The organism is Methanosarcina subterranea (assembly GCF_055385895.1).
In genome coordinates this window covers 915,964-935,031 of record NZ_AP042426.1, presented here as the reverse complement: position 1 = coordinate 935,031, position 19,068 = coordinate 915,964, and the positions used below count along the sequence as shown (strand labels likewise).

Genomic DNA, 19,068 nt, shown 5'->3' with positions numbered 1-19,068 from the left:
AGACATATTCGAGCAGGCACTTTTTATAATAGATACAGGCGAGGGGACATGCAAGAAACCGAAACCAAACCAATAAGGATTCTGGGGATCTCGGGAAGTCCCAGGAATATGGCAACTGATTTTCTGGTTCAGGAAGCCCTGAGGATTGCAAAGGAGAAGTACGGTGCAGAGACAGATTATTTTTCTTCAAAAGGAAAGAAGTTAAACTTCTGTATTCACTGTGACTTCTGTATTCGAAAAAAGGAAGGCTGCATCCATAAGGACGATATTGCGGCTGAGCTGTACGATAAAATGATCTGGGCAGACGCCTGGATTATAGGCACTCCTGTCTATCAGGGAACCGTGAGTGCTCAGACGAAGACAATTATGGACCGCTGCAGAGCTGTGGTTGCAAAAGATCCTAAGGTCTTTTTGAACAAGGTTGGGATGGGGATCGCGGACGGAGGAGACCGGATAGGAGGGCAGGAACATGCTATCCAGACGATTCATAACTTTTATATAATTAATGAAATGATTCCCGTTGGTGGGGGTTCCTTTGGGGCAAACCTGGGGGGAACTTTCTGGTCAAAAGACAAAGGAGCAGAAGGGGTTTCAGAGGATTCGGAAGGTATGAGAAGCCTTAGAAGAACTCTTAAGAGGCTTATCCAGACAGCCCAGCTCGTGAAGAGAGCTGCCTCCGTAGAGGAGTCTCAAACTCCGGCACCTGAGAAAACGAAAGAAGAGGCAAATAAACAGTAAACAAGCACAATAAGCAGTAAACTAGCAGGATTGAATAAAGGACTGGAGATTTAGAAGTCCGATTAAAGACTATATAATCAGGATAATAAAGTATTAGAGTTTAGATTGAAACCTAAAGAGGTGTTATCTTGGTAGAATCGTTAGGCAAGCAAGTTAAACGCATAGCATGGGGAATTACGGGTTCCGGAGACCAGATGATTGAGACTTACAGTATTCTGGTGGACATTAAGAACCGAACCGGGGTTGAAGCAATGGTTTTCCTGTCCAAAGAAGGGGAAACCGTAATGAAATGGTACCACCTGTGGGATAAAATTCAGAACGATTTTCCTAACTTCAAAGTGGACGCAGGTCCCAACTCCCCGTTCATTGCAGGCCCGCTGCAGATGGGATACTATGATTTTCTGCTGATAGCCCCGGCAACTGCTAATACAGTGGCAAAGATCGTATACGGGATTGCAGATACCCTTGTTACTAATGCGGTTTCTCAGACCGCAAAAGGAAAAACACCTATTTTCATCCTGCCTGTAGACCAGAAAAGGGGGAGTGTAAAAACTGCTGCGCCCAGTGGTAGAGCATTTGAGCTAAGCATGCGTGAAGTAGATGTTACAAATTCGGAAAAACTTGCTCAGATGGAAAATATAAACGTACTTGCCAGTCCTTATGAAATATATGACATATTCGGACTTGAACGGCCTTCTGAAGATATAACAATGAAAGTGAAAGAACGAAAGAAGGCAAAAATGAAGGAAGAAATCGGGAAACTTTAAGATGAGGAAATCTAAAGAGATAAGACATCAGTGGGGGTAAGAAGTATGAAAAGTGCATATCAAAATGTAATAGAGGAAGTAAAAAATCTTAAAGGAATCGAAGAAGCCATAGCTCTGGCAATTGAGAGAGAAATAGAGGCAAAGGACTTCTACATGCAGCAGGCTACCTTAATGGAAAACCCGAAATTTAAGGAACTGTATGAGCATCTGGCAGGTGAAGAAGTAAAGCATCTCAGTTATCTCGAAGAATACCGCGACAAGAAAGAACTGCCTGCAATCAGTACTGAAGTTCCAAGCGGGCAGTCTTTTAGTCCTGAGTTCGATCCAGCCCGGACAAAAGGGGGAGAGATCACCCTTGGAGATGCAGGGATTCTTCTTGCAGCCATGAGGCATGAAAGAAAAAGTGAGGATTTCTATTCGGAACTGGCAAAAAGAGCCGAAGACGAAAACCAGAGAAATTTCTTCCAGATGCTGTCAAGGTATGAAAGAGGCCACTACGAAATTATTGACAATTACCTTGAAGATGTCACTCAGTTCCGGATGCAGACCTGAGAAAACTGAAAGGACTGTTAGGATATGGACTGTTAGTAATAGATATAGAAGAAAAAGAACTGGAGAGAAAAGAACTGGAGAGATGCAGAAAACTTGCAGAACAGCCTGCGATTGTTGTAAAAAAGCTGTAAGCAAATCTCCCTATAACTTTTTTACTTTAAATTCTTTTTAATGCCTTTGATAAATAAATACTATGGAGAATACTATCTCTGACACGAGAAAGATTTTCATTAATCTCGAGCTGTTTTAACCCAAACTATAAAGCGACTTCACCAGCCTGTCTTGCGGCGCCTGCCCGAAAAAGAGAAGAATCAATACGGCAAATGCAGTTATATAATTCAGGATACAGGATTTAAAGTTAGCCGTTTTTTTATTTTTGAAACTTTCCGATATTCTTCCAAACGCCTTCTTGAGAGATTTTCAGGCTTAGTAGTCATAGATTTTAAAACCTTTAGCTCCGAGACTCTATCAAAAAACACTTTCACCCTGCTTGGCGGAAGTTAATAAATACAGAAGTAGTTTTTAGGAATAGAGGTGAATACAATGGAAGAGATATTCAAAGGACTGGTTGAACGAGCTCAGTACTATGAACAGTTTGAAAGCTTCAGAAACGCAGAGATTTCCGGTCAGTTTGGGGACATAACGGGAATGAACCTGAAACTGAAAGTTTCAGTACTGAACTTGTAAGACCAAAATAGAGTTAAAAGATATATCGGGAATAGTGCATAAGGAATAATAAATCAGGATAGTAAAAGCTGCAAAACCTCTATGAACAGGCGGAGTGTTGAGAAATGAATCTCAACAAAAAATTAAATTAAGAAAAAGTAAAGAAGAAGTAAAGAAGAAGTAAAGAAGAAGTAAAGAAGAAGTAAAGAAAAAGTAAAGAAAAAAATAAAAAAGTAAACAGGACTAACAGACCTGAAAATTTACAAGAACATATTAAGGGCAAAACGGAAATAGGCAAAATATAAATTAAACTAAAAAGGAGTAAGGGAAACAGGATAGAATAATTAAAGGAAAGTTATGGAGGAATTAACTAAAAAATTAATAGGAAGTAAGAGGAATAAAAACAAAATCAAAAGGGGAGGGGGGAATTTTCCTCCAAAAATCGAAAGAAAAATATAAAAGTAAAAACTTGAGATTACTTTTCAACTTTTTCCAGATCAGTCTGTAGATCTTGACCCAGCTCTACGGTGTAGAAATCCCTGCTGGTAGGAAGCTCCATGAAAAATGCGCTGGTAGTGTCCAGGGCAGCATCTCCATTTTCCATTTCAAGATCCAGGACATGCCCTCCTGCACTTCTGTCTGCTGTAATAAAGTGAAGGTGATATCCCGGCACATTTACACCTTTCACGTATTCGGGGGCTCTGAACCCTACCAGTGTTCCGCTTATATTTTCAAATTCGAAGACGGACTGGGTGGATACAGCATCCGCAAGTTTGGGATAGGGCTTTTCCTGTATGGGTACGCTTCGTGTCTTTATATAAGAGAAATTTCCATCAACCCGAATAGCATAAAAAAGATTTTCCGAAGGCAGGTTCAGATCAAGGAAGGCTTCAAGCTCGGTAAGGTTTGCAGGTTCCTCAAGCCGGAAATTTTCATCAGCTTCAAAGTACGTGACAGTGGCAAAAGGAGTGGTCATTTCCCCGGATACCGGATAGGCAATTCCATCTGTTTTTATCTGATAGTAATTTCCATCGAGGGCAAGCATTTCCCCTTCGAGCCCGTCAAAGGTTCCTATACCAAAATCCCCATGGGTTTCAAGTTCTGCAAACGGTAGGAACCCATCATAAATACCCTGAAGCAGAGCGTCGATTGTTGAGACCTGATAGAGAACATCAGCCTCACTCCCGTGACTACCTGAGCCTGAATTTTCATTGCTCTCAATATTGTCAGATTTTTCGGAAAAGTTATCTTCAGAACCGGTGCAACCTGAAGCTAGAATAACTGACAAAAGAATTAAAATGATCAAAAAACTCTTTTTATTCATGTATATTCCTCACAGAATTCTTAGTAAGATTCTTGTTATCGATATTATAAATTTATTCAGTATAATGAGAGATGGACTTACAGATACTTAGCAAACAGATGATAGAAGTATTGTGTGGGAAACGGGAAGAACTTATGGATGTTTCAAAGAGCTTGCTGGAAGAGTCCGATGTTATGCGATGTTTTATTTTTGATATGGATACCAGAAAGTTTTAAATGGAACTGAGCAGGAGTGGTCAGTTCCGGCAGAAACGGAAAAAAATAATTAAGAATTAAACAATATGGAGAGAGCATATGACCGGAGTTTATAAGATCTCATAAAAATCGTGGTGCAGCTATGGATATTATGTAGGTCTAACAAGAAATTAATTAAGTTCCAAACTTGTTTCGTTCAATTTTGGCGTCGCCACATATTGAACTAGCCCACCGATTGATACTTATATGATTTTCACCATATTATACTAAAGAAACCATAATAGGGCGTCTTGTTACAGAGATCCTGTGTTAGACCCCATATAGTGGGAAATTAACTATTTTTGTGCCACACCGATTTATTTAATTGGTTCTATATTTGTCGGTTTTATATTAAAATGCTTGGAATTGTTACCCAACATAATTAATTTTTTGTTAGACCCTATGTAGATCATGTCGCTTGATGTGGCTTTATACTATAAAGTATAAACTCCGGTATGAGGCAGAATCAACCTGCATTTCTAATTTCTTTTCTGGCTTTTAAAGTGTAATGGATTACTATTTTTGTCTAGACAACCTTATTGATTTTCATGATTTTATCATTCTTTAACCAGTATAACTCTTGCCGGAGCTCCATCAATATCTATAAGAAGAGGCAAACCCAGGAACATATATTCCCCTTCGTGAACACCGGCAAGGTTGAGCCCTTCAAACAGGGTCATATTATTGATAAGCAATTCATGAACCTCATCATCCCCTTCAAGCTTTTTTACGCTCAGGTAATCAAACCCCAGGGTTTTGACTCCTGCATTGACAAGGTATTCGGCTGCATCCATTTTAAGGTGCACATAGTTCTCAAGGAATTTTACGTACCCAAGGGTAGAGTTTCTTGTCTTGAGGACCACTATATCTCCAGAATCTATTTGGAACTCTTCAAGGTCCTGCCTGTTAATCTCTTCTTCCACATGGACAAGGTCAAAAACCCTGCATTTCCCATAAAAACTTTCAAGAGGCAGGGAAGCAACTCCTTCTCTACCTTCCCTGAGATGCAGCTTTGAGTCAACATGTGTGCCTGTGTGACTTCCCAGAGTAAGAATAGACTCATTTACCCTGTCCTTCGGTAAGGATGCATACCTCTCGATCGAAGGTTTGGGATTTCCGGGATATACAACCATCTCTTCATTAATAAGCTGTGAAACATCGAAAAACTCTGGCAGAATGAAACCCCCATTCATTAGCAACATATACGAAATTCATTACTGATTATTCTTTGTAACAGCCTTTGTAACAGCGTAATTCTATGCCGTATAACTCTATTGCCTTTAACAGCAAAACCATGCCTGCAATAAAAATGGATTTTAAAATATTAAAATCCCTCCTCAGGCAAGGAGCAAAATGAGAATATATGGTTTATTCCGGCATTTATTTACGGATATTCTGCTCTACATATTTTTTTTACAGGTTCTGTATAATATATTTCGCAACCGCATGCCCTACTTCTGCCGTGCTTGCCCTACCCCCGAGGTCAGGAGTAATAGTCTTTTTCTGAAGTATATCGGCTATTGCATTATCAATCAGCATGGCTTCGGGCTTGCTCATCCATTCGAGAAACATTTTCACACAGAGAATTGCAGCAAGAGGGTTTGAAATTCCTTTTCCTGCAATGTCAGGCGCACTCCCATGCACAGGTTCAAAAAATGCGTATTTTTTCCCGATATTAGCGCTCGGGACGAGGCCAAGGCTTCCGACAAGGGCTGCACACATATCGCTCAGAATGTCTCCGAAAAGATTGGTTGTAACCACAACATCGTACTTTTCGGGGTGCATCATAAGGCTGTAAGCCATAGAGTCAACCAGCATATCTCCATACTCAACTCCATAAGCACTTGCAGTCTGCCTGCAAACATCAAGGAAAAGTTTGTCTGACTTCAGGACGTTGGATTTGTGGACAATGGTCAGTTTGTTAGACCTCTCTTTTGAAAGCTTGCAGGCGTATTCCGCAATCCTTTCGGAGCCTTTTCGAGTAATTACCCTTTTAGTCCAGGAAAGATCATGACCTATTTCCTCGATCCCTGAATAGAGCCCTTCAGTATTTTCTCTGACAATAATAAAATCAAAATCATTTCTCCCGGTAACGCCCATTATACCAGGGAGAGGTTTTACAGGCCGAACATTAGCGTAGAGGTCGAGTTCCTTCCGGATGGTGAGAAGCACACTTTTATAATTAGGGTCAGGAACCGTGGTAACTGCCCCGAAAAGAACGGCATCACACCCTTTTATAATTTCTATATCTTCTTCCGATATTGCAGTGCCTGTTCTTTCCCACCTTGCATAGCCAAGTTCCAGGGGAACTTTCTCAAGCTCAAGCTCGAAAGCGTCCAGGACTTCCACAGCTGCAGGAATTACTTCCCTGCCAATTCCGTCGCCTTCGATTACCGCGAGTTTCATGTTACTGCATCTATGGCTTGAGGTATATGAATCTGGCGTAACTTTTTCAGGTTCTCAGGATATATTTTAGATCCAGAGCAGGTGTTCGGCAAGGATTTTTCCACCAAGTCCTATCAGGATGAGCCCGCCAAGGATTTCGACCTCATGCTCAAAAAAATGGCCTATCCTGTATCCCAGAATTGCCCCGCAAAAGGACATGACAAAAGTTATACAGCCTATGATAATTACGGGCTCAAGAATAGGTGTCCCCAGAAAAGCAAAACTTATGCCCACAGCAAGGGCGTCTATGCTTGTTGCAACTGCTAACAGGAAAAGCAAGGAATAATTAAGGGAATTTACCTTTCCGTCCGGGTCTCCGTAAAGAGCTTCATAAATCATTTTGCCCCCGATAAAAGCCAGAAGCCCGAATGCAATCCAGGGAGCGTAATCCGAAACAAAACCACTTACCGTACTCCCTCCAATCCAGCCCAGTACCGGCATTAGAGCCTGAAAGCTTCCGAAAAAGATAGCCAGTTTAAGAGCATCGCTGACCCGAAAAGGCCGAACTGTAGTGCCACTTGACATGGAAACTGCAAAAGCATCCATTGCAAGCCCGAGCCCTAACAGGAAATTCGTTAGAAAAGACATTAAAAAGTTACTCCGCCTTCGTTTTATACATGAATTTTCGGGATAATAAGTTCCCTGGCACTTAAAGGTTTCTCAAATGAGCCAAAAGTTAAAAATTTTAGGTATACCATAATAGATGTTCCCATATCTGTATGGTTGATATTTTGGAGTTAGGGTTCCGGTAAAACTTGTGCTTTTGTTTTTATTACTCGTACACGGCGGACTAAAGCGGCAAACAGAGCTGCAAAGAATAACCATATCATTCCATTGGTCATCGGTTAAGGAAAAATCGTTATCACTTGCATTGATTTTCATAAAATTTGTTAAATTATTCATCAAATGCAAAACTGGAATCTGATATCGATTTCAATTTAAACACTAAACATTTGGGTTTGAGTTTTTCCGTCGAAATCGAGATCCGCAGCTCAAAATCCTTAACCGAATACAAATGCATATCATTCAGATTTTCAGGAATAGTATCAACCGATTTTTCTCAATCTGTTTACAAGATTTCGGACCGCTTCAGCAACCTGATATTCGGATGCTCCCCAGTGGACAACAGCCCCTTCAAAACCTGAAATATTTACAAAACCCGACTTTTCGGACCTGCAACAGCGCGTAATAAAGGGTTTTGAGGGCACTACTATGTCGGATTTAAAAGGACAGATGTTTATGAAGGAGTACTCAAGTTCCGGAAAACGCATCTCAAAAAGAGTCTTTGAGATCTCACATCCTACAAGCAGATGACCATTTTCAGTAAGGATATCCGAATCCAGGCATTTTCCCTCAAGCCCTGATGCACTGCATGGAAAAACAGTTTTGTCTCCTTCAAAATGCCTGAGGTCAATTATGTTTTCAGTAAACCGGACCTGCAGGTCTCCGAAAATCCCACTGGCTTCAAGCCTCCTCACGACCTGGGAAAGCCAGGCAGGTTCGGGTGGGGCAACGTCAAGAATTTCTATTTCGAGAATACAGGAGGGATCGGGGTCGTGAACGATTGTAACGTGCCTGTCAACGCCTGTAAAAATGACAGTATTTACTTTGCCGGTACAGAGTTTTAATGCTGTCTCAATCAGAAGGGCACGATCTTTTATACTTAATTCACTTCCATATTTGACAACCTTTTCTCCTGAAGCGATCAGCTCGAGGGCTTCAACCTTTCTGAGAAGTCCATCTCCGCTCTTTCTAACGCTGTAGAGTGCGTACTCCAAGCTACCTGTTTCGGGATTTTCTCTTTCTTCAATCAGATAATCCGTAAGGAAATAAATTAGCTCTTCGGCGCCTGCAGGGAGTGCTTTTGTCACTCCCACATGTTTGTATTCATCTGGAAAAATCATAAATATCGGTTGTTTATGCTGTTACCGGATTAATCAGATTAAGGAATTGATCAGGTGGCATTTAGGCCAGGTATTTAATTAATTTTGTTGCTTAAAATAATCCATCATCACAATGATTCTTCTTTCTGCTGGCTCTGAACTTTCCTTCTATGGGCGACAAGCCCGCCGTCCGTAAGCATATCGAGCAGGAAGTCAGGCAGTTTATTTCCTTTGAACACGCCTTTTCCGGGAACTCTAACTTCACCTTTGAGCAGGTCAACTTCAATTTCGTCCCCTTCCTCACATTCAATATCAGCCTCTATAAGGGGCAGCCCAACATTAATCGCATTTCTAAAAAAGATTCTTGCAAAAGACTTTGCCACAACGCAGGCTATTCCCGCATGCTTTAAAGCAAGAGGAGCCTGTTCCCTTGATGACCCGCACCCGAAATTGTCCCCTGCAACAATAATATCTCCGGGTTTTGCTTTCTTTGCGAATTCAGGATCAATACCTTCCATTGCATGAGCTGCAAACACCTGCATATCCTTTGTCCGCAGATATTTCCCCGGGATAATCACATCAGTATCTATATCGTTTCCGAATTTCCAAACTCGGCCTATGATAGGGTTTTCCAATGCACATCACCTGTGAAGTAGGTTTTTTTAATAGTATATCTAGGTAGCGGACATAAAAGAAAAAAGTAGAAGAAAGAAAAATTAAAAATTGGAAGGAAAAGCAGATGTGCAGCAGAACCTCAACCGCACATCTCACTGCTCTAGTTATATTTCTAATTGCTTAACCTTCATTTAGATCTTTACTTCTTCTCCTTTCAATACGGCTTCTTCACTGACCCTTACTTCCCTGGTTGTATCCCCGTAGCTTATGACATACGGACCTGAGGGAGCGGTATCGAACTGGGTTTCCCCGGATACAGGGCCCTCGGTTGAGTAAGGCACGGTAAACTCATACCTGCCTTCAGAATCCGAAGTCGTGGACTGAGAATACTCAAAGGTCCTACCCTGACCTGTTAAAATTGTTGTGTTTATATTAACGCCCTCATTAGGGGAGGCAGTTCCTGTAATCTTTGCACCCTCAACATACTCAAAAATTTTAACATAGCCCGTGTCGACTTCGGGAATACTGCTTCCATAAAGGAGATTGTAAACCTGTTTGTATCCAGCTTCCTGAGTCTGATATGCCCAGGTCTCATGGACAAGACGATACTGTTTCAAACCGTTTCCATCAAGGATATGCAGCCTCGATTCCATTGAATCGAAGTAACGTGTGGAAGGGAGATACTGGTACCCGCTCCCTGTCCAGTAAGGCTCGCTGTATCCTTCGGTATCAAGAGTCCACTCAGGCATTGCCAGAAATATATCTATAGCCATTCTCTCATCGGACACGATGTAACGTGCTCCGGCTTTATCAGGGTCAGGGTGGATGGCTTCAAGCACTAAAGTTGCTTCTTCTTCGGACTGAGCAGTTAAAAAGGTTGCAGCCCCTGGCTGATTTTCCTCATCTATGCTTCCCCTGCGTCCTCCTATTCCTGCCTGGAAAGGATTCGCATTGGGCATTCTGTGGCCCAGCGTTTCTATGTAATGACCATAATCCCACCATGACATAACTCCGTATGCAGAATCAGGGTAATCGAAAAGTTCTCCATCCTCAGGAGCTTCATAAATAGCGTTGTAATCCATACCAGGGTCAGGGGTATAGGACTTGAGCCACAGACAGGTTTCTATCCAGGGCTCGTTAGGGTCGTTTGAACCAGTTGATTGCTCCAGTGCAGCTCCATATACCGGATAAATAAGAACAACCACTATAGCCAGGACAGCAATGATCTGCTCTATTTTGACGAATTTAAGAAAACCTGATAGATCTCCCGGAGATTTCACACTGGACTTGAACTTCTGATCGAGTTCATTCCATTTCACCTTTTCAAGCAGCAGGCTTCCTACATAAGCACTGAGGACTGCTACATTTATGGAATAATAATATGCAAAACGATTCTGGCCGTAAATTGCAAAGAGCATTAAAATACTCCAGACAAGAACCAATACCTCTTCAGGTTTTGCTTTCCGGAATACATTAACGAGAAGGATAATCATACCAAGGATTGAAGCTAAAAACCCGGAGGCTGTGAAGTTTCCTAAGGCTCTCGATAGAGTGAAACTATTACCATAATAAAACATAGAGCTAGCTTCACCAATCGTCGCTGCTCCACCTGTCTGGACTCCAAATACCGTATATGGAGCATTTATGACAAGAGAGTAAATAGATGGAGATATGACTTTTGCTGCTATCAGTCCCAGAATGCCAATCCCGAATATTGCCAGAGGATAATAGTAAGCTTTTAGATTTCTATTTTTGAACTCCCTTTGAATAAAGCTTAAAAACCCGAAACCTGCCATTGCTCCAATAGCAGTAGCAACATGGAACCATGAGTAGTAATACAGAGAAAATCCCATATCAGCATGGACAAATGGGAGTATAAGTACTGCGCTTACCAGGAATGTGATTATGCCTGTAAACCCGAGATAATCACTTGACTCGCCATGGAAGTTATCAAGAATGTACTGGATTACGGCATAAACCAGAGCAATCAGTAAGAAAAGAGAAGCTCCAGGCCACGAAAGCTGGTAAGCCGAGTACATGACACCGGCAATAACGGAATAGATTAACGGTTCTTTAAAGACAGTGAGATTTTTATTTAATATATCTTCAAAATGCAGATTTTTTTTCTTTGCAGTAATTATTGCCAGCATGAAAAACATTATGAAGAAAGTACTGAACAGAGATTCGGCTACGTGATGATCTGTAAAACCAAGCAATGAACGTGACAGAAACTGTCCAGGAGCAAACGCGATCAGGATCGCAGCCAGTACCCCGGTTTTATGCCCCCCGAGATATTTTCCGATATAGTAAACAGGAATGACAGTCAGAGCTCCGAGCACTGCAGGAAAATAGGCTCCTACGGTATTGACAAGATCCTGACCCGGACTACCCAGTCCCAGAACCAGAGCGGTTATGGCCATCATCTGATCATAAAGAGGACCGAAATGGATGTAACTCCCGTTAGGATAGTTGGTCATAGGGTTGAAAAACATCCTGTTCGGGTAGTTTTCAAGAAGAACATTTAAGGTCCGCATATGGTACCAGGCGTCATTGCTCGTGAACTTTACAAACCCATTGGCTAAAAACACAGAATCATAGGGACGCATTCTGATCCATAGGGCTACAAAACCAATTATCGCAACTGCCAGAGTATAAGGCAAGCTGGATTTGATTCTAGATTTAAACGTTGATACAGGAGGATTCTCAGAATTCATAGTAATTCCCTTTTAGGAGTAAATTTTTGCAATCAAATATATAATTTATGTGAAAAGAAAGTAAAACAGATTGTAGTAATTCAATCTGGAGGTTTATAGTTTTATCCCAGTTCTGGTCTCATTAGTTACACAGTGCTTTTTATTCCCTGACAGGATGGCAGCTTCCAGGATAGAACACTGTCACAGGGAGAATGAACGGGTAAAGACAATAATAGAAAAGCCGGTATTCTTCACAGGGGGAGAATTTCGGCAAAGAATTCATGATAGATAAAGCACAGAAAAGTAAAAAGTCCAAGAAAGATAGATGTGCAGTTTAAATTTCCCTGCAAATCTTACTGATTTAGACTTTTACTGATTTAGACTTTTACTGATTTAGACTCTACTTTTGACTATCTATCCTCATTTAGACCTTTACTTCTTCTCCTCTTAATACGGCTTCCTCACCGACCTTTACTTCCCTGGTTGTATCCCCGTAACTTATGACATACGGACCTGAGGGAGCGGTATCGAACTGGGTTTCTCCGGACACAGGACCCTCGGTTGAGTAAGGCACGGTAAACTCATACCTGCCTTCAGAATCCGAAGTTGTGGACTGAGAATACTCAAAAGTTCTACCCTGACCTGTTAAAATTGTCGTGTTTATATTAACGCCCTCATTAGGGGAGGCAGTTCCTGTAATTTTTGCACCCTCAACATACTCAAAAATTTTAACATGGCCCGTGTCGACTTCGGGAATACTGCTTCCATAAAGGAGATTGTAAACCTGTTTGTATCCAGCTTCCTGAGTCTGATATGCCCAGGTCTCATGGACAAGACGATACTGTTTCAAACCGTTTCCATCAAGGATATGCAGCCTCGATTCCATTGAATCGAAGTAACGTGTGGAAGGGAGATACTGGTACCCGCTCCCTGTCCAATAAGACTGGTAATATCCTTCGGTATCAAGAGTCCAGGCTGTCATCGCATAGAATTTGCCTGTGGCCATTTCAACGTCTGAGATAATATAGCGGGCAGCAGCTTTGTCAGGGTCAGGGTGGATGGCTTCAAGCACTGAAGTTGCTTCTTCTTCGGATTGGGCTGTAAAGAAAGTGGAAGATCCGGGCTGATTTTCCTCATCTATGCTTCCTCTGCGCCCTCCTATTCCTGCCTGGAAAGGATTCGCATTGGGCATTCTGTGGCCGATAGTTTCAATCCAGTGTCCATAATCCCACCACGACATAACTCCGTATGCAGAATCAGGGTAATCGAAAAGTTCTACTTCTTCAGGGGCTTCATAGATGCCGTTGTAATCCATGCCAGGGTCAGGCGTATTGGACTGAAGCCACAGACAGGTTTCAATCCACGACCCATCAGGACCGCCTGTGCCTGCTGTAAGTTCCATAGCAGATCCGTATACAGGGTAAATAAGAATAACTGCAATAGCCAGGACCGCAAGAACTTGCTCTACCCTGACGAACTTCATAAATCCCTCAAGATCTGCCGGAGATTTCACACTGGATTTAAACTTCTGACTGAGTTCATTCCACTTTACCTTTTCAAGCAGCAGACCTCCTACATAAGCACTGAGGACTGCTACATTTATAGAATAATAGTATGCAAAGCGGTTCTGGCCATAGATTGTGAGAAAGATTAAAACACTCCAGACAAGAACCAGTACTTTTTCAGGTTTCGGCTTTCTGACCAGATTTGCAGTTAGAATAAACATTCCAAAAAGAGAAGCAAAGAAACCAGAGGCTGTGAAGTTTCCGAAAACTCTTGACAGAGTAAAATCCCCGCTTTCGTAAAATATCGAGGATACCTCAGCAATTGTTGCCGGTCCACCCGCTTGGACTCCAAACACAGTGTATGGAGCGTTTAAGATCAGAGAATATATGGACGGCGACGCAATTTTTGTTGCAAGCAGTCCAAGAATTCCAATTCCGAGTACTGCCAGAGGATAATAGTAAGCTTTTAGATTTCTATTTTTGAACTCCCTTTGAATAAAGCTTAAAAACCCGAAACCTGCCATTGCTCCAATAGCAGTAGCAACATGGAACCATGAGTAGTAATACAGAGAAAATCCCATATCAGCATGGACAAATGGGAGTATAAGTACTGCGCTTACCAGGAATGTGATTATGCCTGTAAACCCGAGATAATCACTTGACTCGCCATGGAAGTTATCAAGAATGTACTGGATTACGGCATAAACCAGAGCAATCAGTAAGAAAAGAGAAGCTCCAGGCCACGAAAGCTGGTAAGCCGAGTACATGACACCGGCAATAACGGAATAGATTAACGGTTCTTTAAAGACAGTGAGATTTTTATTTAATATATCTTCAAAATGCAGATTTTTTTTCTTTGCAGTAATTATTGCCAGCATGAAAAACATTATGAAGAAAGTACTGAACAGAGATTCGGCTACGTGATGGTCTGTAAAACCAAGCAATGAACGTGACAGAAACTGCCCAGGAGCAAACGCGATCAGGATCGCAGCCAGTAACCCTGTTTTATGCCCCCCGAGATATTTTCCGATATAGTAAACAGGAATGACAGTCAGAGCTCCGAGCACTGCAGGAAAATAGGCTCCTACGGTATTGACAAGATCCTGACCCGGACTACCCAGTCCCAGAACCAGAGCGGTTATGGCCATCATCTGATCATAAAGAGGACCGAAATGGATGTAACTCCCGTTAGGATAGTTGGTCATAGGGTTGAAAAACATCCTGTTCGGGTAGTTTTCAAGAAGAACATTTAAGGTCCGCATATGGTACCAGGGATCGTTGCCCCCAAACCTTACAAACCCATTGGACAAAAACACAGAATCAGAAGGGCGTGTTCTGATCCATAGTGATACAAAAGCAATTACCGCAACTGCCAGAGTATAAGGCAAGCTGGATTTGATTCTAGATTTAAACGTTAATACAGGACGATCCTGAGAACTCATAGTAATCCCCTTCAAGAGGTACATTTTGCGATAGATATATAATTTGTGAGAAGAGAACCAACTAGATTAAAACGCAACATATGATTCGGTTTTACTTCTGACATAGCTTCGATGCCCTCGCCGTAAAACTGGTTCAGACAGCTTCCTGGATGGATTCACTGATCCCGCAGGAACAAAAAAGTCCCTCTCGATTATAGTGATCATCGATTTTTCAAGCCATCTTCCTCAAAGACAATAACGCGTTTTCTAAAAGATAATATAAAATGTACAATTACACTTTGAGAAACCCTAGACCTGTAAAATAACTTTTTTAATAGTATATCAAAGTAGCGGACAGGAAAGAGAAACAAGAAAATGTTTTATAAAAAAGCGACAGACTTCTTCGAAAAGTCCCGAAGTAATAGAACCATAAAAGGAAAGGGAAAGAGAAAAAATCCAGTCAAATATAACCATATGCTTCAGACTGGCTCAGACCTTTACTTCTTCTCCTTTTAACACAGCTTCTTCACTGACCCTTACTTCCCTGGTTGTATCCCCGTAGCTTACGACATAAGCACCTGCCGGAGCAGTATCGAACTGAGTTTCCCCTGAAATAGGCCCTTCGGTTGAATATGGCACAGTAAACTCGTACCTGCCTTCAGAATCCGAAGTTGTCGACTGGGAATACTCAAATGTTCTTCCCTGGCCTGTTAAAATAGTCGTGTTTATATTAACCGTTTCGTCAGGGGAGGCGATTCCTGTGATTTTTGCACCTTTGACGTACTCGAAAATCTTGACGAAGCCCGTGTCAACCTCAGGGATACTGCTTCCGTAAAGGAGGTTATAGACCTGCTTGTACAAGACTTCCTCCTGAGTCTGATAAGCCCAGGTCTCATGGATAAGACGGTACTGCTTAAGGCCGCTTCCGTCAAGAATATGCAATCTGGATTCCATGGAGTTGAAGTAACGTGTGGAACGAAGGTACCGGTACCCACCACTTACCCAGTAAGGCTGATAGTATCCTTCAGTATCAAGAGTCCAAGCTGTCATTGCATGGAACTTGCTTGTAGCCATCAGCTCATCAGAAACAATGTACCTCGCTCCCGCTTTATCCGGGTCAGGATGGACAGCTTCGAGCACTGAAGTTGCTTCTTCTTCGGATTGAGCAGTAAAGAAGGTTGCAGCACCTGGCTGGTTCTCTTCATCTATGCTTCCCCTGCGCCCTCCGATTCCGGCCTGGAAAGGATTAGAATTTGGCATTCTGTACCCGATGGTTTCGATATAGTGTCCATAATCCCACCAGGACATGACCCCATATGCAGTATCAGGGTAATCGAAAAGCTCTCCATCTTCAGGAGCTTCATAAATGGCGTTGTAATCCATGCCAGTGTCGGGAGTATACGACTTGAGCCACAGACACGCTTCAATCCAGGCATTATCAGGATCGTTCCCGGTAGCCTGTGTATATAGCATGGCGGTTCCATATACGGGATAAATAAGAACAACTACTATAGCCAGGACCACAAGAACCTGCTCTATTTTGACGAACTTCAAGAAGCCCGGGAAATCTGCAGGAGACTTTACAGTGGATTTGAACTTCTGAGCGAGTTCGTCCCATTTTACATTTTCAAGCAACAAACACCCAAGATAGGCACTGAGGATTGAAATATTTATAGAGTAATAGTTCGCAAAACGGTTCTGGCCGTAAATTGCAAAAAGCATTAAAGTACTCCAGACTAGAACCAGTACTTTTTCCGGTTTTGCTTTCCGGAATACGCTCACGAGAAGAACGATCATTCCAAGTATTGAGGCTAAAAACCCGGAAGTTGTGAAATATCCAAAGGCCCTTAACAAAGTAAAATTTTCATCATAATAAAACATAGAACTGGCTTCACCAATTGTGGATGGTCCACCCTCCAGGACACCAAACACTGTATGCGGGGCGTTAATAATTATGGAATAAATGGACGGAGACGCGACTCTTGTAGCAAGCATCCCCAGAACACCAATTCCGAGTATTGCCAGAGGGTAATAGTAAGCTTTTAATTGTTTCCTTTTAAACTCTCTTTGAATAAAGCTCAAAACTCCAAAACCTGCAACTGCTCCAACTGCGGTTGCAACATGGAACCATGTATAATAATACATTGAAAAACCCATATCAGGATGGATAAAAGGAAGTATGAGTATTGCACTTACCAGGAATGTGATTATGCCTGTAAACCCGAGGTAATCGCTTGATTCTCCATGGAAAGTATCAAGGATATACTGGATAACGGCATAAACAAGAGCAACAAGCAAGAAAAGAGAAGCTCCAGGCCAGGAAAGCTGATAAGCAGAATACATGACGCCGGCAATAACGGAATAGATAAGAGGTTCTTTAACCACAGTGAGATTTTTATTCAATACATCTTCAAAATGTAGATTTTTTTTCTTTGCGGTAATTATTGCCAGCATGAAAAACATTATAAAGAGAGTACTGAACAGAGATTCGGCTACATGATGATCTGTAAAGCCAACCATTGAACGCTGCAAAAATGGTCCTGGTGCAAAAGCGATAAGGATTGCAGCCAGTATCCCTGTTTTATGACCTCGGAGATACTTTCCGATATAATAAACAGGAATAACAGTGAGAGCCCCAAGCACTGCAGGGAAGTAAGCTCCTATGGTGTTAACCAGATCCTGACCTGGACTCCCAAACCCCAAAACAAGAGCGGTTATGGCCATCATCTGATCATAAAGAGGACCGAAATGGATGTAGCTCCCGTTAGGATAGTTAGTCATGGGGTTGAAAAACATTCTGTTAGGGTAGTTTTCAAGGAGAACATTTAAAGTACGCATATGATAAAAGGGGTCATTGCTCGTGAACTTTACAAACCCATTGGCTAAAAACACAGAATCAGAAGGAAGTATTCTGATCCATAGGGCTACAAAACCAATTACCGCAACTGCCAGAGTATAAGGCAAGCTGGATTTTATTTTAGACTGGAATGTTGATACAGGACGACCCTGAGAACTCATAGTAATCCCTTCAAGAAATACATACAACTAATCTAGAGCTACAGAAGAAGTTAAATGGATTGTATTAATTCGATGTAACGGTTTATAATTTTATCCCATTTTTGATCTGGAGCTTCATAATATTTGCTCGTCCCAGGAAGGCTCAGTATAACTCTTCGGATAGATTCGATATCACCTGGAGGAACAAAAAAAGTACCTTCATATCCAGCCATCGATTCTTTTAAACCACCCACCTCGGAGACCACAACAGGTTTTCCAAAGGACATGGCAATATGGGCAATTCCGCTCTGCGAAGCCCTCAGGTAGGGCAGAACCACCACATCTGCAGCGCTGAAATAAATATTTACCTTCTCGTCAGGAACGTACTCGTCTATAAGCGTAATTTTGTTATGTGCTGGAGAAGCCTTAATCTGGTCGAGCAGTTCCTTCCGGTCTTCCCAGATTTCTCCGACAATCAGCAATCTGCTTTTCTCAAGGATTTCTGAAGGGAACTGTTCAAAAGCCCTGATCAAATATGGAGTACCTTTGTACTTTCGGATTAAACCAAATGAAAGTATGACAAACTCATCATTTATCGAAAGGTTCTTTCTTGCCTCTTTTATGTCGAGCAGTTCCCCATACTGGTCATAAAGCCCATGTGGGATTACATGGATTTTTTCAGGAGCAATTGCATATCTTTCTGAAACAAGCTGTTTATCGGATTCAGAATGGGTAATATATGCATCAAGGTTTTTGCGAAGCAGTTTTCCCGTTATTTTTGAATATAAACGAATCGGAAGTATGGATTCCTCAAATGGATCCACAACTTCATGAAACTCTATTATGACTTTAGGTTTATTTAACAGACCCGCAAACATCTTTAGCAGGAGCTGCATGTGTGCAACCGAAGAAGTCCACCACTGCAAAACTATAACATCCGGTTTATGTAATTTAATAAAACTGTACGCCCTGACCCATGTCAGCGGGTTATTGTAATCCATTCCATCGAAAACCGGGATTCCGGATGAAAAGTTCAGGTTTGAAATGTCTTTTCCGACATGAGATTTTCCAGGGAAAAGGAAAGTGGGCAATAACTGCCTAAAGCAAATCACAGAAACATTTTTTTCTGCAGACATTGCATTTGCCAGACGGATAGTATAATAACTGATGCCACTTAAAAAACGCTTGGAAGGTCCGACTATGCAAATGCTTCTACTTGATGCCATCTA

Annotated in this window: 14 protein-coding genes; 4 read left to right on the top strand and 10 right to left on the bottom strand. The window is 41.8% G+C overall.

The window, feature by feature from the left end; translation table 11 throughout:
- The first annotated feature begins 48 nt into the window (after window positions 1-48).
- From ACZ5A8_RS04105 to ACZ5A8_RS04090, 4 genes are all read left to right on the top strand, one after another.
- Window positions 49-738 (top strand): flavodoxin family protein, encoded by a 690-nt coding sequence (locus tag ACZ5A8_RS04105; RefSeq protein ID WP_229388517.1) that lies wholly within the window; start codon window positions 49-51, stop codon window positions 736-738.
- Window positions 739-866: 128 nt separating this feature from the next.
- Window positions 867-1,505, top strand: a complete 639-nt coding sequence (afpA, locus tag ACZ5A8_RS04100; protein ID WP_464532373.1) for an archaeoflavoprotein AfpA — start codon at window positions 867-869, stop codon at window positions 1,503-1,505.
- 45 nt (window positions 1,506-1,550) lie between these two features.
- Window positions 1,551-2,057 carry a ferritin-like domain-containing protein gene (locus tag ACZ5A8_RS04095; RefSeq protein WP_464532371.1) on the top strand — a complete coding sequence of 169 codons (507 nt, stop codon included), beginning with the start codon at window positions 1,551-1,553 and terminating at the stop codon, window positions 2,055-2,057.
- A 543-nt stretch (window positions 2,058-2,600) separates the two neighbouring features.
- Window positions 2,601-2,744, top strand: a complete 144-nt coding sequence (locus ACZ5A8_RS04090; RefSeq protein ID WP_229388523.1) for a hypothetical protein — start codon at window positions 2,601-2,603, stop codon at window positions 2,742-2,744.
- A 454-nt stretch (window positions 2,745-3,198) separates the two neighbouring features.
- Here ACZ5A8_RS04090 and budA read toward each other — a convergent pair whose 3' ends face one another.
- The 10 genes from budA to ACZ5A8_RS04040 all read right to left on the bottom strand — a co-directional run bounded on the left by budA (window position 3,199) and on the right by ACZ5A8_RS04040 (window position 19,065).
- Window positions 3,199-4,047, bottom strand: a complete 849-nt coding sequence (budA, locus tag ACZ5A8_RS04085; protein ID WP_464532369.1) for an acetolactate decarboxylase — start codon at window positions 4,045-4,047, stop codon at window positions 3,199-3,201.
- A 790-nt stretch (window positions 4,048-4,837) separates the two neighbouring features.
- A complete protein-coding gene (locus ACZ5A8_RS04080; protein WP_464532367.1) occupies window positions 4,838-5,482 on the bottom strand; it encodes a cyclase family protein in 645 nt (214 codons plus the stop codon).
- A gap of 211 nt (window positions 5,483-5,693) precedes the next feature.
- Window positions 5,694-6,686, bottom strand: a complete 993-nt coding sequence (locus ACZ5A8_RS04075) for an isocitrate/isopropylmalate dehydrogenase family protein (protein WP_464532366.1) — start codon at window positions 6,684-6,686, stop codon at window positions 5,694-5,696.
- A gap of 66 nt (window positions 6,687-6,752) precedes the next feature.
- Complete coding sequence (locus tag ACZ5A8_RS04070) at window positions 6,753-7,313, bottom strand: manganese efflux pump MntP (RefSeq protein WP_464532364.1); 561 nt, start codon at window positions 7,311-7,313, stop codon at window positions 6,753-6,755.
- A gap of 458 nt (window positions 7,314-7,771) precedes the next feature.
- Window positions 7,772-8,629 (bottom strand): DUF7714 family protein, encoded by an 858-nt coding sequence (locus ACZ5A8_RS04065; RefSeq protein ID WP_464532362.1) that lies wholly within the window; start codon window positions 8,627-8,629, stop codon window positions 7,772-7,774.
- A gap of 107 nt (window positions 8,630-8,736) precedes the next feature.
- A complete protein-coding gene (hacB, locus tag ACZ5A8_RS04060; protein WP_229388535.1) occupies window positions 8,737-9,243 on the bottom strand; it encodes a homoaconitase small subunit in 507 nt (168 codons plus the stop codon).
- Window positions 9,244-9,414: 171 nt separating this feature from the next.
- Window positions 9,415-11,937: an oligosaccharyl transferase, archaeosortase A system-associated gene (locus ACZ5A8_RS04055; RefSeq protein WP_464532360.1), complete on the bottom strand. Its 2,523-nt coding sequence runs from the start codon at window positions 11,935-11,937 to the stop codon at window positions 9,415-9,417.
- Window positions 11,938-12,340: 403 nt separating this feature from the next.
- On the bottom strand, window positions 12,341-14,863 hold the full coding sequence (locus tag ACZ5A8_RS04050) for an oligosaccharyl transferase, archaeosortase A system-associated (RefSeq protein WP_464532358.1): 2,523 nt from the start codon (window positions 14,861-14,863) through the stop codon (window positions 12,341-12,343).
- A gap of 468 nt (window positions 14,864-15,331) precedes the next feature.
- A complete protein-coding gene (locus ACZ5A8_RS04045) occupies window positions 15,332-17,860 on the bottom strand; it encodes an oligosaccharyl transferase, archaeosortase A system-associated (RefSeq protein ID WP_464532356.1) in 2,529 nt (842 codons plus the stop codon).
- A gap of 50 nt (window positions 17,861-17,910) precedes the next feature.
- Window positions 17,911-19,065, bottom strand: coding sequence for a glycosyltransferase (locus ACZ5A8_RS04040; RefSeq protein ID WP_464532355.1), 1,155 nt, complete (start codon window positions 19,063-19,065; stop codon window positions 17,911-17,913).
- Between the last annotated feature and the right edge of the window lie 3 nt (window positions 19,066-19,068).